At 70.4% G+C, this 16,127-nt stretch carries 13 protein-coding genes and 1 pseudogene; 9 read left to right on the top strand and 5 right to left on the bottom strand.

Going from position 1 to position 16,127, the window contains the following annotated elements:
- The first annotated feature begins 126 nt into the window (after nt 1–126).
- The 4 genes from QFZ74_RS17050 to QFZ74_RS17035 all read left to right on the top strand — a co-directional run bounded on the left by QFZ74_RS17050 (nt 127) and on the right by QFZ74_RS17035 (nt 2,184).
- Complete coding sequence (locus QFZ74_RS17050) at nt 127–378, top strand: hypothetical protein (RefSeq protein ID WP_307621671.1); 252 nt, start codon at nt 127–129, stop codon at nt 376–378.
- Nucleotides 375–632, top strand: coding sequence for a hypothetical protein (locus QFZ74_RS17045; protein ID WP_307621670.1), 258 nt, complete (start codon nt 375–377; stop codon nt 630–632). The genes QFZ74_RS17050 and QFZ74_RS17045 overlap by 4 nt, the downstream gene beginning before the upstream one ends.
- Nucleotides 633–727: 95 nt before the next feature.
- On the top strand, nt 728–1,180 hold the full coding sequence (locus QFZ74_RS17040; RefSeq protein ID WP_307621669.1) for an NUDIX domain-containing protein: 453 nt from the start codon (nt 728–730) through the stop codon (nt 1,178–1,180).
- Nucleotides 1,105–2,184, top strand: a complete 1,080-nt coding sequence (locus tag QFZ74_RS17035) for a hypothetical protein (protein ID WP_307621668.1) — start codon at nt 1,105–1,107, stop codon at nt 2,182–2,184. The genes QFZ74_RS17040 and QFZ74_RS17035 overlap by 76 nt, the downstream gene beginning before the upstream one ends.
- A gap of 57 nt (nt 2,185–2,241) precedes the next feature.
- Here the strand turns inward: QFZ74_RS17035 and QFZ74_RS17030 are convergent, their stop codons facing one another.
- The 3 genes and pseudogenes from QFZ74_RS17030 to ssd form a co-directional block, all read right to left on the bottom strand.
- A complete protein-coding gene (locus tag QFZ74_RS17030; RefSeq protein ID WP_307621667.1) occupies nt 2,242–2,475 on the bottom strand; it encodes a hypothetical protein in 234 nt (77 codons plus the stop codon).
- An 84-nt stretch (nt 2,476–2,559) separates the two neighbouring features.
- Nucleotides 2,560–3,264 (bottom strand): annotated as a pseudogene (locus QFZ74_RS17025) (ATPase, T2SS/T4P/T4SS family); the annotation flags it as partial.
- Complete coding sequence (ssd, locus tag QFZ74_RS17020; RefSeq protein WP_307621666.1) at nt 3,261–4,364, bottom strand: septum site-determining protein Ssd; 1,104 nt, start codon at nt 4,362–4,364, stop codon at nt 3,261–3,263. The pseudogene QFZ74_RS17025 and the gene ssd, both read right to left, overlap by 4 nt.
- A 576-nt stretch (nt 4,365–4,940) precedes the next feature.
- Between ssd and QFZ74_RS17015 the strand changes: the two genes are divergently transcribed.
- The gene (locus QFZ74_RS17015) at nt 4,941–5,786 is read left to right on the top strand and encodes an HAD family phosphatase (protein ID WP_307621665.1); all 846 of its coding nucleotides are present in this window, start codon (nt 4,941–4,943) and stop codon (nt 5,784–5,786) included.
- Between the two features lie 607 nt (nt 5,787–6,393).
- On the opposite strand, the gene QFZ74_RS17010 is transcribed toward QFZ74_RS17015, so the two are convergent.
- The gene (locus QFZ74_RS17010) at nt 6,394–7,218 is read right to left on the bottom strand and encodes an oxidoreductase (RefSeq protein WP_307621664.1); all 825 of its coding nucleotides are present in this window, start codon (nt 7,216–7,218) and stop codon (nt 6,394–6,396) included.
- A gap of 97 nt (nt 7,219–7,315) precedes the next feature.
- Here QFZ74_RS17010 and QFZ74_RS17005 point away from each other — a divergent pair, with 97 nt between their 5' ends.
- Nucleotides 7,316–8,296: an ATP-binding protein gene (locus QFZ74_RS17005; protein WP_307621663.1), complete on the top strand. Its 981-nt coding sequence runs from the start codon at nt 7,316–7,318 to the stop codon at nt 8,294–8,296.
- A 3-nt stretch (nt 8,297–8,299) separates the two neighbouring features.
- On the opposite strand, the gene QFZ74_RS17000 is transcribed toward QFZ74_RS17005, so the two are convergent.
- Nucleotides 8,300–9,565 carry a hypothetical protein gene (locus QFZ74_RS17000; RefSeq protein WP_307621662.1) on the bottom strand — a complete coding sequence of 422 codons (1,266 nt, stop codon included), beginning with the start codon at nt 9,563–9,565 and terminating at the stop codon, nt 8,300–8,302.
- Nucleotides 9,566–9,894: 329 nt separating this feature from the next.
- On the opposite strand from QFZ74_RS17000, the gene QFZ74_RS16995 reads away from it, so the two are divergent.
- The 3 genes from QFZ74_RS16995 to nhaA all read left to right on the top strand — a co-directional run bounded on the left by QFZ74_RS16995 (nt 9,895) and on the right by nhaA (nt 16,120).
- The gene (locus QFZ74_RS16995; protein WP_307621661.1) at nt 9,895–12,363 is read left to right on the top strand and encodes a SulP family inorganic anion transporter; all 2,469 of its coding nucleotides are present in this window, start codon (nt 9,895–9,897) and stop codon (nt 12,361–12,363) included.
- A gap of 114 nt (nt 12,364–12,477) precedes the next feature.
- Nucleotides 12,478–14,433: an acetate--CoA ligase gene (gene acs, locus QFZ74_RS16990; RefSeq protein WP_307621660.1), complete on the top strand. Its 1,956-nt coding sequence runs from the start codon at nt 12,478–12,480 to the stop codon at nt 14,431–14,433.
- 178 nt (nt 14,434–14,611) lie between these two features.
- Nucleotides 14,612–16,120, top strand: coding sequence for a Na+/H+ antiporter NhaA (gene nhaA / locus QFZ74_RS16985; RefSeq protein WP_307621659.1), 1,509 nt, complete (start codon nt 14,612–14,614; stop codon nt 16,118–16,120).
- Nucleotides 16,121–16,127: the final 7 nt, after the last annotated feature.

The following is a 16,127-nucleotide window of genomic DNA, read 5'->3' as shown; positions in this document are numbered from 1 at the left end:
TACCTGTACTCAGATAACCACCGTTCCCGGGGGACAGCTATGCCCGAGTCAGGACGTTCGTGGCAGAAGCCATTCAAGGGCGAGCCCATCGAGGCAGCTCACGTCCGCCTGTGGACCGCTGGCCGCGTGCACCACCCTGACGCCCCGCTCATCGCCGACGAGTTGTTCGTTGCCGTCCTCAGCTCCGGCGCCCCCGTCATCGAGATGACGCTGTCCACCGCCGGGCCGCGCATCCGCATCACCGCACAGGGCCCCGACCCGCTCTCCCTGATCAGCAGCCACGGCCCCGGCTGGGCCATCCTCTCCGGGCTCTGCCAGACCACCGGCCTCACCACCGACGAGTGCGGCCTGTGGGGACAACTGGAGTCGAACCGGTGACCAGGCGACCGCTGCCGTCAGCCCTGGACCTGACACGCCCGCAGCATTCCGGCTGGGCATGCGTCTGGTGCGGCAAGTCCCTGCTCGAAACCGGCGGCACCAGTGCCGGCATCGCGCGCGGCAGCCTCGGCGCCCACGTCCTCGACATCGAGGTCTACGCCTGCCCCGACTGCGCGCCCGCCCTCACGAACTCCCGTCGCCAGCTCGGAACGCCGGCTGCCGACGGGCGCGGCTGCCCAACCTCGTCCCCGTAGTTGGGCAGCCGTTCACCCCTCCCACGCAGGTAACTGGTCACCACCGGGAGAAAGCGCCACCATGGCGGATCTCCCACCGGAAAGGTCCACCACCGATGAAGCGACTCATCCTCCCCGTATGGCGCGCGATCCGAGGCCCGCTCCAGTGGCGTGTCCTCTGGTTCGCCCACGCCAAGTTCATGGTCGGCGTGACCGGCGTCGTCCGCGACGACTCCGGCCGGGTCCTCCTGCTCCGCCACCGCATGTGGCCGCCCGAGAAGCCGTGGGGACTCCCCACGGGCTACGCCAACGCGGGCGAGGAGTTCCCCACGACCATCGTCCGGGAGGTGAAAGAGGAGACCGGCCTCGATGTGAAGGTCGGTCGCCTGGTGCACCTCAAGAGCGGCTACAAGCTGCGCGTCGAGGTCGCCTACGAGGCGCAGTTCGTCGGTGGCTCCCTCAACCTCGACTCCTTCGAGATCCTGGAGGCCCAGTGGTTCTCACCCACGGATCTGCCGGACGGGATGCAGGACTCCCACCGACAGCTCATCACCGGTTCGACGGCCTGAACCTGCTCGCACCGAACGAGGTCCTCGTCGGCGACCGCGCGGCGGTCGCCAACACCCTCGCCCAGTGGCGTACCGACCCGTCGCCGCTGACCAACAGCGCCGCCCACACCGCCCACACCTTCCGCTCCCTGTCCGAACGGCTGGACACGTGGGAGGTCGCGGGCATCGACACCGCGCCCGTGCGCAGCGGCCTGCACCGGGCCCGTATCCGCTACGCCGAGTTCGGCCTCGATCAGATGCTGCCCCTGGACCGTGTGCTCGTCGGCGCGGAATCGGCCCGGCCTGGCGCCTGGGGCGGCTTCCACCACCCCGATCAGGGCTACCGGCACATGCAGATGGTCGCGGTCATCACCATGTACGGGCCGATGGGCGAGGCGGCGCCGGCCGATGCCGGGCTGGCGATGCTCGACGTGGTGCGGGCCTACGCGCACGACTGCCTGCACTACGGGTCCGCGCGCCGGTACATCCTCATGGGCGACCGGGTGGTGCGCACGCAGTACGGCATCAACTGGCGCCGAACTGACGGCCGCTCGTACTCCGCTGCCGACCTGCACGACGCCGCGCACACCCGCAACCTGGGGATCGTCATGGAGGGCGCGTGCGACCGGGAGGCCCGGCGCATCACCCGGTACGTCGCCAACCGGTTCGGGATCACCGGCCCCGACTCCCCACAGACGCCGGGCTGGTGGGCGTACCGGGACGTCACGGGCCAGCTCGCCACCGAGGCCCCGACTGGCCTGGACATCGCGGGCGAGGCGGGCGCCTACGTGGCTTCGCTCGGCCGCTACGAGCGCGGCGTGAACGCCCGCTACGAGAGGTGGCTGGCCGAGTTCGGGGCGGGCGAGCCGGAGGAACTGCACGACCTGGTCGTGGCCGCCATCATCAGCGGTGACACCAGCCGACTGTGCCGGTGGCTCGACAGCCGACTCGGGCCGGGAGCGTTCAATGGCATGTTCCAGGCCGGTGGCTACCTGACGGCGCCGCCTGAGGCGGCGCCTGCCTGACCCGTCACCGCTCGAAGGCCCCGGCCGGACGCCGATCCGGCCGGGGCCGCTTCATGCTCAGACCGCCGCGGCCCCATCGGACCCGCGACGACATGTGTCGCAGCGTCGACCGTGCAGCAGCGGGCGCGCCCAGTCGATGTCGGGCTTCACGATGTACTGGACATCGAAGGCGCCGTGGAACGGGAAGCCACCCTCGTCGGTGTCGTAGGCGTGGATGACCGCGTTAGGGTCGTCGTCGCGAAGCCGACCGTCCCGCCCGGCCACCTCTATGGCGATCTTCAGTGTGGTCATCTGCCGAGTATGTGGCCATGTGCACCTCCAGCACCAGGAATTGAGACTACGGATTGTGATCACTGACTAGAGGTGTCATGGCTTCATATTGGGGTTGCCGCAGCCGGTGCCGCCGCTGATGAGGAAGGAGAGCCGCGCGTCCAGCAGCGCCCGCAGGACGCGGTCCCCGCCGGGTGGCACCGTGCCCGCCGTCACGAGTTCGTCGAGCGTGAAGGCCCGGGGCCGTACGACCCGCAGCGACAGGCAGGTGCAGCCGACGGCCACCGGGGGCAGCACCGCGTGCAGCCGGGTCCCGTCGGGCAGACGGGCATCGGCCCAGGGCCGCGCGTCGTCGAGCCGGCGTCCGGCCACGGCGGCCAGGCGCTGCGCGAGGCGTCGTACGGCCGCCGTATCGGGGAAGGTCACCGCGGTCAGCTCGAGTCCGCCGCCCCGGTCCACCCACACCCGGTCCGGCGCCGACACCAGAACGTCGGTGACCGAGGGGTCGGCGAGCAGGGGTTCGAGCGGTCCGCTGCCCACCAGTTCGGAGCGCAACCGGTCGGCCGCGCCAAGGACTTCGGCGTCACCGAGCACGCGGCCCTGCTCGCGCAGCGCCTGCGCCACGCGCGCAGGCGTCGGTTCCGCCCCGCTCTCGGCCAGCCACCGGCGTACCCCGTCGAGCAGTTCCGGCCCGTCCGCCACCTCGGTTCCGGGAAGTGATCTCGTACTCGCGGGAGCCGTGCGCGTCCCGGCGGGCGACGTCCTCGTGATCGCGGGAGCCGTCCTCGTGGTCACGGGATGCGTCCTCATGCGCCACCCGCTTCCACCAGCGTCCGCTCCCAGAAGCCCGCGCAGAAGCGGGCCAGTGGGCCGCGGCCGGTCGCGCCGGGCGGCTTGCCCCCGTCGTGGGGGCGCAGCAGTCCCGACTCGACGGGCACCTCGCCGGCCAGGGGCAGTCCGAGCAGGCGGGCCACTTCACGGTCGTCGAGACCGGGCGCGTACGGCCCGCGCACCACCACCCGCAGATCGCGCAGGACCATGCCGACGGCGGAGGCCACGCGTCCGGCGGCGGCGACGGCGCGCAGTTCGGCGGGGACCACCAGGAGCGCGAGGTCGAGCTGGGCGAGCACCTCGGCGACCCCGTCGTCCAGGCGCCGGGGCAGGTCGACGACGACGGTGCCGCCGCGCCGTCGGGCGGCGGCCAGCACGGCCCGTACGGCCTGGGGCGGGACGGCGACGCAGTCGCCGCGGTCCCAGCTGAGCACCCTGAGGGAGTGGAGCCGGGGCAGCGACTCCTCCAGGGCGCCGCCGCCGACCCGGCCGCGCGAGGCGGCGAAGGCGGGCCAGCGCAGCCCCTCGGCCGTCTCGCCGCCGAGGAGGACGTCGATACCGCCGCCGAGCGGATCCGCGTCGACGAGCAGGGTGCGGAGTCCCTCGCGCGCGGAGGTGACGGCTAGCGCGCAGGCGAGGGTGGAGGCGCCGGCTCCGCCGCGGCCGCCGATGACGCCGACGGTGAGTGCCGGGCGGCCGACGCCCTCGGCGACGTCGGCGATGCGGTCGACCAGCCACTGCTCGCCATCGGGAAGCATCAGGACGTGGTCGGCGCCGATCTGGACCGCGCGTTTCCAGACCCCGGAGTCGTCCTGGTCGCGGCCGACCAGCACCACTCCTCGTCTGCGGGTGGCGCCGCGCACGCGACGTGCGGCGTCGTCGCCGACCAGGACGAGGGGCGCGGCCTCCCAGCTGCCTCTGCGCTCGGGCACGCCGTGGTGGACCTCGGGATGCGCGCCGGCCGCCGCGCACAGGCGCAGCAGGTCGTCGAGGAGGCCGGCGTCCTCGGTGACGATCAGCGGTCGTTCCGATCGCCCTTCGGCGGTGGGTGGTGGATCGTGGGTGACAGTTCCGGTCACGTGTGTTCCCCGTTCGCTGCGTGTGCCGCGCGGCCCGTGGGGCCTCGCGATTCCCAAAGGTGTGAAGAACCGGCAACCGGCCTTCATATGGGGGCCGATAGGAACCGGCCATACGCACACCGGCAATCGGAACCGGCCATGAACTCGGCGCGGCCGGAGTGCGTGGGAATCACGGTGCAGCGAACCGGGAAATCATGTGGATCTTGGTCGAAAACTGTGGACAACTCTGCGGTTGTGAATATCGCCGTCACCCATACCGGTGACGCCTGTGCTGGTCCTGTGCGACTTCCGCAGAGCACCTCTACGATTACACAACGTGACGAATCGCGGCCATGACAGACCCGCGCCCGGCGGCGCTCGACACGGCCTCACGGCGGCGTGAACTGAAGTAGGAAGGGAGAAAAACCCACCCGGACATGCGACGACCCCCGCCGGGGGGGAGAGCGGGGGTCGTCCCCACGGCCGACTCGGGGGGGAGGAGTCGGACCGGGTTAGCACGGTCGCGAACGATCCGTGACTTCCATGGTGTACCCGAGAGCCCTCTCAGGCAAACCCACGCGCCCCACCTTACGCCGAATGGAGGGCGCCTATGCTCGGGGCGTGGAAAACCACTCCTTGCCCCGCACGGCAGCCTTCTTCGACCTGGACAAGACGGTCATTGCGAAGTCGAGCACGCTCACCTTCAGCAAGTCGTTCTACCAAGGCGGGCTGATCAACCGCAGGGCCGCCTTGCGGACCGCATATGCCCAGTTCGTCTTCCTGGTCGGCGGTATGGACCATGACCAGATGGAGCGCACGCGCGAGTACCTGTCCGCGCTGTGCCGTGGCTGGAACGTCCAGCAGGTGAAAGAAATCGTGGCCGAGACCTTGCACGACCTGATCGATCCGATCATTTACGACGAGGCCGCCTCCCTCATCGAGCAGCACCACACGGCCGGCCGCGACGTGGTGATCGTGTCCACGTCGGGCGCCGAGGTGGTCGAGCCGATCGGCAAGCTGCTCGGCGCCGACCGCGTCGTGGCGACCCGCATGGTCGTGGGCGACGACGGCTGCTTCACCGGTGAGGTGGAGTACTACGCGTACGGCCCGACCAAGGCCGAGGCGGTCAAGGAGCTGGCCGAGTCCGAGGGGTACGACCTCGACCGCTGCTACGCCTACAGCGACTCGGTGACGGACCTGCCGATGCTCCGGACCGTCGGGAACCCGCACGCCGTGAACCCGGACCGCGCGCTGCGCCGCGAGGCACTCGCGCGCGGGTGGCCGGTCCTGGACTTCAACCGCCCGGTGCGGCTCAAGCAGCGACTGCCCGCCCTCTCGGCACCGCCGCGTCCGGTCCTGGTCGCGGCGGCGGCTATAGGAGCGGCCGCGGCCACCGCGGGCCTGGTCTGGTACACGAACCGGCGCCGCAACTCGTTGGCCTGAAGCGGCCTTTCGCCCCCGCCGTACCGCCCGGCACGGGGGCGCCCCTTTTGCTTCTGTTTGAACCTAAAAGTAAAGATCTACGGCCAGGACTACCGTTCACCCCGAGGGTGCAGTACAAAGGACTCAACGGCCCGCGAGACCAAAGGACATCCGAGAGGATCACCTTTATCAACGCATTTGGCCCACGGACCGAGCATGTGAATCGGGAACCCACGCGACGTCGACCCGTCGATTACGGGCCAGCCCACCAGGTGACGGACAAAGTCTCCGACCTGATGGATCTTCTCGAGGACGCTTGGTACCTCGGTGACCATGCCAGCGGCGGTACGAGGACTCGTACCGCCGCAACCCTTCACAGGGCCCCCTTCTGGGGGCCTTTTCGCTGCTAGGGCCTGTCGTTTGGATCATCCCGGCGTCGCGGGGTCTGGCACGCACATCTGCCGCGTTGTCGTCGGTTGCCAACTCCCCCACGCTCGGCTCCGCTCGCGCGGGGGGACCCCCATCGCGTTGACGCCCTCCTCCGCCTTGCAGCTGCACGCACCAGACCCCGCTCGGGTCGGTCGAGAAGTACCGCACCTCACAGCCGGCCTGATCCAAACGACAGACCCTAGGCGGCGCCGCGCTGGAGCGCCTCGCACACCGCCGTCGACTCGCGCGCCCCCAGCTCGACCGCCCTGCCGCAGTGGGCGATCCAGGCCGCCATGCCCTGCGGGGTGCCGGACAGATAGCCGTCGAAGGCCGCGAGGTAGGCGGCGCGGCCCAGTTCGGCGTGGCCGACCTCGGCCGGGCAGACCGACTTCGGGTCGAGGCCGCTGCCGATCAGGACGATCCGCTCGGCCGCGCGTGCGACCAGGCCGTTGTGGGAGGCGAAGGGGCGCAGTGCGAGCAGCTCGCCGTGCACGACGGCCGCGGTCACCAGGGCGGGCGCCGCACTCCCCGCGATGATCAGCCGCGACAGACCTTCGAGCCGGCCGGCGACCTCGTCCGCGTCCGGCAGCGGCCGCTCGATCAGCGGCTCGTCGACGACCTCGCCGGCGTGCCGGGGCCGGCCGACCTCGTCCCCGTCGCTCGCGGCGGCCACCATGTGCAGCCGGGCCAGCACCCGCAGGGGCGACTGACGCCAGATGGACAGCAGCTGGCCCGCCTCGGCGGTCAGCCGCAGGGCCGCTCCCATGACGCGCGCCTCGCCGTCGACACCGAAGTCACTGCGCCGGCGCACCTCCTCCAGAGCCCAGTCCGCACCGGAGAGCGCCGCGGAACCGCGGGCGCCGCGCAGCGCGGCCTCGGAGGTGATCTCGTTGCTGCGGCGCCGCATGACCCGGTGCCCGTAGACCCGGTCCACGGACTTGCGCACGGACTCCACGGACTCGGCCACACCAGGCAGCGAGCCCAGGGCCGCGAGCGGATCGGCGGTCGCGCCTGTCGTACTCATGAGTACGACCCTACCGACTGCCCCCACCCCTCGAAGGAGTGGTCTTCTTCACTTCCTGCCACCACACACGGAGAGCGAGTGACTACCCTTCGTGAACATGAAAATTGCGTTCGTCGGGAAGGGCGGCAGCGGCAAGACCACGCTCTCCTCCCTCTTCATCCGTCAGCTCGCGGCCGCCGGCGCGCCCGTCGTCGCCGTCGACGCCGACATCAACCAGCACCTGGGGGCCGCGCTCGGCCTCGACGAGCCGGAGGCGGCCGCACTGCCCGCCATGGGCGCGCAGCTGTCGCTGATCAAGGACTATCTGCGCGGCGCCAACCCGCGCATCGCCTCCGCCGCGATGATGATCAAGACGACCCCGCCCGGCCGGGGTTCGCGGCTGGTGAGCGTGACCGAGCCCAATCCGGTGTACGACGCCTGCGCGCGTCCCGTGGAACTCGACGGCGGCGCCGTCCGTTTGATGGTCACCGGGCCCTTCACCGACGCCGACCTGGGGGTCGCCTGCTACCACTCCAAGACGGGAGCGGTGGAGCTGTTCCTCAACCACCTGGTCGACGGCCGCGACGAGTACGTGGTGGTCGACATGACGGCGGGCTCGGACTCGTTCGCGTCCGGCATGTTCACCCGCTTCGACATCACGTTCCTCGTCGCCGAGCCGACCCGGAAGGGGGTCTCCGTCTATCGCCAGTACAAGGAGTACGCCCGCGACTTCGGCGTCACCCTGAAGGTCGTCGGCAACAAGGTGCAGGGGCAGGACGACGTCGACTTCCTCCGCGCGGAGGTCGGGGACGACCTGCTCGTGACGGTCGGGCACTCGGACTGGGTGCGCGCCATGGAGAAGGGCCGGCCGCCCCGGTTCGACCTCCTGGAGGACGCCAACCGCCTTGCCCTGCACGCTCTTCAGGAAGCCGCCGACGCGACGTACGAGCTGCGCGATCACGAGCGCTACACGCGCCAGATGGTGCAGTTCCACCTGAAGAACGCCGAGGCCTGGGGCAACGAGCGCACTGGGGCCGACCTGGCGGCGCAGGTCGACCCCGGCTATGTGCTCGGCGAGGACGTCACCGCCCTCGCCTGAGGGCTACCGCTTGGCCGCCGGCGCCCCGGGAACGCCCTTCGGGGCGGGGGCGGGGCGCGCCGACAGGAAGGACGCCCACCCCTTCTTGGGTGCCTCGCCGACCTCCAGGGTGCGCAGCTTCTCCAGGGTCTGCGGGTCCTGGGCGTCCAGCCAGTCGGCCAGCTGCCGGAAGGACACGCAACGCACCTCGGGCTTGTTGCACACCTGCCCGATGACCTCGTCGAGGGCACGCATGTAGGTGCCGCCGTTCCAGGACTCGAAGTGGTTGCCGATGACCAGGGGTGCGCGGTTGCCGTCGTACGCCCGGGAGAAGCCCTTGAGCAGGCCGTCGCGCATCTGGTCGCCCCAGCGGCCGTACATGTCGGGGTCACCCTGGGTCGAGGTGCCGGACTGGTTGACCATGAAGTTGTAGTCCATGGTCAGCTGTTCGTAGGTGTGCCCGGGGAAGGGGACGAGCTGCATCGACAGGTCCCACAGCCCCTCCTTCTTCTTGGGCCAGACCTGGTTGTTGACGCCACTGGTGTCGTAGCGGAAGCCGAGCTGGCTCGCCGCCTTCACGAAGTTCTTCTGCCCCTCCAGGCAGGGGGTGCGGCCGCCGATCAGCTCCTTGTCGTAGTCGAAGGGGAGCGAAGAGTCCTTCGACAGGCCGGTGTTGGTCTTCCAGGTCTTCACGAACTGCTTGGCCTGGGAGATCTCGTTCTTCCAGTCCTCCACCGACCACTGCCCGACTCCGCCCTCGGGGCCGCAGAAATGGCCGTTGAAGTGGGTGCCGATCTCGTTGCCTTCGAGCCAGGCGAGCCGCAGCTGCTTGACGGTGTCCTCGATGCCCTTCTTGTCGTTGAAGCCGATCTCGGAACGGCCCGGCGTGTGCTGAGGCGGCTGGTACAGGTCCCGCTTGTCCTCGGGCAGCATGTACACGCCGCTGAGGAAGTACGTCATGGTCGCGTTGTTGGCCTTGGCGACCTTGCGGAAATGGGAGAACAGCTTCTGGCTGTCCTCGCCCGCGCCGTCCCAGGAGAACACGACGAACTGCGGGGGCTTCTGACCGGGCTTGAGGCGCTCAGGACGGGGGAGGTGCGGCTGAGCCCCGGTGTACGCGGTGGATCCGTCGCCGATCAGGCGGACCACGCTGTTGGGCGCCGGCGCTCCCTTCTCCGCTCCGGGTGCCCCTTCCTTCGAACCACTTGAGCCGGTCGCGCAACCGGCGAGCGACGCGGCACAGGCCGCGGCGACCATGGCACCCGCGGCGATCCTTGGGGTGGCGGCCATGTTCCGCCCACCTTCTTCCTTCTCTCAGGCGAACGCTGACAGGGCGTTTTCTGGTGTTCTGTCGGGTTCTGCCGACAGCGCCGCCAAGGTCGCACGGGACCGAGAAGGAGTTAGTACGACAAGCCGATGAAATGCCCACATCACCCCGACGGAGCAATAGGTGCCCCATTTGCCCCGAAAACCCATGCGCGACTTTTACTCTGGATTACGATTCGTTTACTGAGCGTTGATCTTGTCCCGCCACTGCCCGCCGTAACTCACGGCCGCGCCCCGCGCCGTCGGCGACGGCACCCACCGACCGCGCCGCCCCGGAGGAGAGACGGGAAACCATGTCAGCCTGCGTTCCTATCCGGCTCCGAAGCCTCGCCGTCCTCGCCCGAGCCGCCGGTCTCCCCACCGCCGTCCCGGCCCGGACGAAGCGCCCCCACCCACCGGACAGCCCGCCCCCGACGCCGCCCCGCCGCTTCCGTGTCGCGGGCGCCGACGTCTCCGCGTCGGTCGCGGTCTTCCTGATCGCCCTGCCCCTGTCCCTCGGTATCGCCCTCGCCACCGGCGCTCCCCTCCAGGCCGGCCTGGTGGCCGCGGCCGTCGGCGGGATCGTCGCGGGACGGCTCGGCGGTGCTCCCCTCCAGGTCAGCGGCCCAGCCGCCGGACTCACGGTCGTCACCGCCGATCTGATCCAGCGATACGGGTGGCGTACGACCTGCGGCATCACGGTGCTCGCCGGGCTCGCGCAACTGGGGCTGGGCTGCCTGCGCGTGGCCCGCTCCGCGCTCGCCGTCAGCCCCGCCATCGTGCACGGGATGCTCGCCGGCATCGGTGTCACCATCGCCGTCGCCCAGCTGCACGTCGTCCTGGGCGGCACGCCGCAGAGCTCCGTCATCGCCAACGTCCTCGCACTACCGGGTCAGTTGGTCCGCCTGCACCCGGGCGCCGTGTCGGTCAGCCTCCTGACCCTGGCGGTGCTGCTCGCGTGGCCCCGCGTTCCGGGGCGCGTGGGGCGGGCGGTGCGGAAGGTTCCGGCACCGCTGGTCGCGGTCATGGCCGCCACGGCACTGGCCGCGCTGAGCGGACTGCACGTGGCCCGTGTCGACCTGCCCTCCTGGTCCCACCACGCACTTCCGCAGCTCCCCGAGGGTCCGGTGCCGGGCATCGCGGGGGCCGTGCTCACCATCACCCTGGTCGCCAGTGTCGAGTCCCTCCTGTCCGCCGTGGCCGTCGACAAACTGGCCACCGCCCGCGGCGGGCCACGCGTGCCGCGAGCCGATCTGGACCGCGAACTCCGAGGTCAGGGCGCCGCCAACATCGTGTCCGGAGCGCTCGGCGGCCTGCCCGTCACCGGCGTCGCGGTCCGCAGCGCGGCAAATGTGCGATCCGGTGCCATGAGCCGGAACTCCACGATGCTGCACGGCGTTCTCGTAGTAGTCGCCGCGCTGCTGATGGCTCCGATCCTGGACCTGATCCCGCTCGCCTCACTCGCCGCTCTGGTGATGGCCGTCGGCATCCAGATGGTGTCCCTGCACCACATCCGCACGGTGACCCGCCACAGAGAACTGCTGGTGTACGCCGCCACCGCACTCGGCGTGGTGGTCCTGGGCGTCCTGGAGGGCGTGGCGCTCGGGGTCGCCATGGCCGTCGCCCTCGCCCTGCACCGCCTCACCCGCACCCGGATCACGCACGCAACGGAGGGAGGAACGCATCACGTACAGGTACAAGGACAGCTGACATTCCTCGCGGTGCCCCGGCTCAGCCGGACCCTGCATCTCGTACCCCAAGGCGCCCACGTCGTCGTGGAGTTGGACGGGTCGTTCATGGACCACGCGGCGTACGAGTCACTGCAGGACTGGCAGAACGCGCACACCGCGCAGGGAGGCACCGTCGAACTGACCGGCCACCGCACCGGTCACGACCTCGCTGAGCTGACGGCTTCCACGGAGTGCCGCTGCCGTCCGTGGACACCGTGGCGCAACCATCAGTGCGAGGCGCCGTCCGGCGGTGAGCGGATCAGTCGATCGGCCGTTACTCGCGACGCCGGTGACGTCCAGTCACCTTCGCGCTCGGCGTCATCCGGTACAGATTCACAGGTCAGACCAACATCGGACACCAACTCCGCCGACGGCTCCGGCCGCTATGAACTGGCCCACGGCATCAGCGCGTTCCAGCGGAACACGGCTCCGCTGGTGCGCGGGGAGCTGGCGCGGTTGGCGCGGGAGGGGCAGCAGCCGTCCCAGCTGTTCCTCGCCTGCGCCGACTCGCGGCTGGTCACCTCGATGATCACCTCCAGTGGTCCGGGCGACCTGTTCGTGGTGCGCAACGTCGGCAACCTGGTGCCACTGCCGGGCGAGGAGAGCGACGACTCGGTCGCGGCCGCGATCGAGTACGCGGTGGACGTACTGAAGGTGCGGTCCATCACGGTGTGCGGGCACTCCGGGTGCGGGGCGATGCAGGCGCTGCTCGACTCCGGGCCCGGGGGCGCGGCGACGCCACTGACGCGGTGGTTGCGGCACGGACAGCCGAGCCTGAACCGGATGACGGACGCCGGCCGGCGCTCGGTGCGGCTGGCCGGGCGGCCCGCCACGGACGCGGCGGAGCGGCTCTGCCTGACCAACGTCGTCCAGCAGTTGGAGCATCTGCGCACCCATGGCTCGGTGGCGCGCGCGCTGGCGAGGGGTGAGCTGAAGCTGCACGGGATGTACTTCCATGTGGGCGAGGCGCAGGCGTATCTGCTCGGCGGGGCTGCGGAGGATGGGGTGTTCGAGCAGGTGACGGGCGTGGAGGAGGTCGCGAGCCCGGCGTGAGGGGAAGGGGCAACCAAAGGTCTACACCAATTTCGGTCGACCCTTGTCATCAGGCTCCTGGTCTGATGAGCTGTGGCCTGGGACACAACGGACACCCTTCGAAAGGGAGATGTCGTGAGCAACGAAAGCCTGGCCAACCTGCTGAAGGAAGAGCGCAGGTTCGCGCCACCCGCCGAGCTGGCCACGGACGCCAACGTCACGGCGGAGGCGTATGAGCAGGCCAAGGCTGACAGGCTCGGCTTCTGGGCCGAGCAGGCCGGGCGACTGGCCTGGGCCGTGGAGCCGACCGAGACGCTGGACTGGTCGAACCCGCCGTTCGCGAAGTGGTTCAAGGACGGCCGGCTCAACGTCGCGTACAACTGCGTGGACCGGCACGTGGAGGCCGGGAACGGCGACCGGGTCGCCATTCACTTCGAGGGCGAGCCCGGCGACAGCCGTGCGATCACCTACGCCGAGCTGAAGGACGAGGTCTCCAAGGCCGCGAACGCCCTGCAGGAGCTGGGAGTTCAGGCCGGAGACCGGGTCGCGATCTACATGCCGATGATCCCCGAGACGGCGATCGCGATGCTCGCCTGCGCCCGGATCGGCGCCCCGCACTCGGTGGTCTTCGGCGGCTTCTCGGCGGACGCGCTCGCGACGCGTATCCAGGACGCCGACGCCAAGGTCGTCATCACGGCCGACGGCGGCTACCGGCGCGGCAAGCCGTCCGCGCTGAAGCCGGCCGTGGACGACGCGGTCACGCGCGTGGACAACGTGGAGCACGTGCTCGTCGTGCGGCGCACCGGCCAGGACGTGGCCTGGAACGACGAGCGCGACGTGTGGTGGGACGAGATCGTCGGGCGGCAGCCGGCGGAGCACACGCCGGAGGCGTTCGAGGCGGAGCACCCGCTGTTCATCCTCTACACGTCCGGTACGACGGGGAAGCCCAAGGGCATCCTGCACACCTCCGGCGGCTACCTCACGCAGACGTCCTACACCCACCACGCCGTCTTCGACCTCAAGCCGGAGTCGGACGTGTTCTGGTGCACGGCGGACGTCGGCTGGGTGACCGGGCACTCGTACATCGTCTACGGGCCGCTGGCGAACGGCGCCACCCAGGTCATGTACGAGGGCACGCCGGACACTCCGCACCAGGGCCGCTTCTGGGAGATCGTGCAGAAGTACGGGGTGACGATCCTGTACACGGCGCCGACCGCCATCCGTACGTTCATGAAGTGGGGCGACGACATCCCCGCGAAGTTCGATCTCAGCAGCCTGCGTCTGCTGGGGTCGGTGGGTGAGCCCATCAACCCCGAGGCGTGGATCTGGTACCGCAAGCACATCGGCGCCGACAGCACCCCGGTCGTGGACACCTGGTGGCAGACCGAGACCGGCGCGATCATGATCTCGCCGCTGCCCGGCGTGACCGAGACCAAGCCGGGTTCGGCCCAGCGTCCGCTGCCCGGCATCGCGGCGACCGTCGTCGACGACGAGGGGCACGAGGTGCCGAACGGCGGCGGTGGCTACCTGGTCCTGACCGAGCCGTGGCCGTCGATGCTGCGCACCATCTGGGGCGACGACCAGCGGTTCCTCGACACGTACTGGTCGCGGTTCGAGGGCCGGTACTTCGCCGGTGACGGGGCGAAGAAGGACGAGGACGGGGACATCTGGCTGCTCGGCCGCGTCGATGACGTGATGCTGGTGTCAGGGCACAACATCTCGACGACCGAGGTGGAGTCGGCGCTGGTGTCGCATCCGTCGGTGGCGGAGGCGGCCGTCGTGGGCGCGGTGGACGAGACGACCGGGCAGGCCATCGTCGCCTTCGTGATCCTGCGGGGCTCGGCGTCCGAGGGCGAGAACCTCGTCGGCGATCTGCGTGACCACGTCGGCGCGACGCTCGGGCCGATCGCCAAGCCGAAGCGGATCCTGCCGGTGGCGGAGCTGCCGAAGACCCGCTCCGGCAAGATCATGCGCCGTCTGCTGCGCGACGTGGCCGAGAACAGGCAGCTCGGGGACGTCACGACGCTGACCGACTCCACGGTCATGGAGTTCATCCAGGCCAAGCTCCCCGCGGCGCCGAGCGAGGACTGAGCACCCCGGACCCGCACGGACGGGAGGGGCATCTCCACGAGCGCGGAGGTGCCCCTTCCGTCTGCTTAGGTAAAATAAACAAAGCGTCTTGCGACGCCGAGATCCACGAGATCCATAGGTGCGCCGGGAAGTCTGGTCGGCATGTGTTCCGCCTGCCCATCGACCGGAGGTGTCCCCCGTGACCCGGCCCCGTTCCACCGCCCCCGTCCGCACGTTCTTCGGGCGGCTGTCGCTCCCCGAACGCACCTTCCTCGCGGACGCGCTGCGCGCGGAGACGGTGGGCGGTGTACTGCTGCTGATAGCCGCGATCGCCGCCCTGGTCTGGGCGAACATCCCCGCGCTGCACGGCGCCTACGAGAGCGTCAGCCACTTCCGCTTCGGCCCCGCGGCCCTCGGCCTGGACCTGTCCGTCGCGCACTGGGCCGCCGACGGGCTGCTGGCGGTGTTCTTCTTCGTCGCCGGGATCGAGCTCAAGCGCGAGCTCGTCGCCGGTGATCTGCGCGACCCCAGGGCCGCCGTGCTGCCCGTCGTCGCGGCGCTGTGCGGGATGGCCGTACCGGCGCTCGTCTGCACCCTCACCGCCGTCGCCGGCGGCGGCTCGGCGCGCGGCTGGGCGGTGCCGACCGCCACCGACATCGCCTTCGCCCTGGCCGTGCTCGCGGTCATCGGTACGTCGCTGCCGAGCGCCCTGCGCGCCTTCCTGCTGACCCTCGCCGTCGTCGACGACCTGTTCGCGATCCTGATCATCGCCGTGTTCTTCACGGACCGCATCGACTTCGCCGCGCTCGGCGGCGCCGTCCTCGCCCTCGCCGTCTTCTGGCTGCTGCTGCGCAAGGGCGTGCGCGGCTGGTACGTGTACGTCCCGCTCGCGCTCGTCGTCTGGGCGCTGATGTACAACAGCGGCGTCCACGCGACGATCGCGGGCGTGGCCATGGGCCTGATGCTGCGCTGCACCACCCGCACGGGCGAAGAGCGCTCGCCGGGCGAGCGCGTCGAGCACCTGGTGCGCCCGCTGTCGGCGGGGCTCGCCGTACCGCTGTTCGCGCTGTTCAGCGCGGGTGTGTCGGTGTCGGGCGGGTCACTCGCGGACGTGTTCGCCAAGCCGGAGACGCTGGGCGTGGTGCTGGGGCTGGTCGTCGGCAAGACGGTCGGCATCTTCGGCGGGACCTGGCTGACCGTCCGCTTCACCCGGGCCTCGCTCAGCGACGAACTGGCCTGGGCGGACGTCGCCGCGGTCGCCGTACTCGGCGGTGTCGGCTTCACCGTCTCCCTGCTCATCGGCGAACTCGCCTTCGAGGGCGACGCGGTGCTGACGGACGAGGTCAAGGCGGCCGTGCTGACCGGCTCGCTCATCGCGGCCGTCTGTGCGACGGTGCTGCTGAAGATCCGCGACACCAAGTACCGCCGCCTGTGCGCGGACGAGGAACGGGACGACGACCTCGACGGCATCCCGGACGTCTACGAGCAGGACGATCCGGCGTACCACCTGCGCATGGCGCGGATCCACGACAGCAAGGCCGCCGAACACCGGAGGATCGCCGCCGAGATGACCGCCGCACGCCGCGAGTCCGCCCCCGAAGAAGCCGCGGACGAACGGAAAACCGTCGCGGACACGGCCGCCGCGGCGCGCCACGTGCGTGCCCAAGGGCCGGGCAGGGCAGGCGAGGAAGGCGACCGTCCGGCATGATCTGACG

The organism is Streptomyces sp. V3I7 (genome assembly GCF_030817495.1).
Classification (GTDB): Bacteria; Actinomycetota; Actinomycetes; order Streptomycetales; family Streptomycetaceae; genus Streptomyces.
This window is presented reverse-complemented; position numbering and strand designations above follow the sequence as displayed.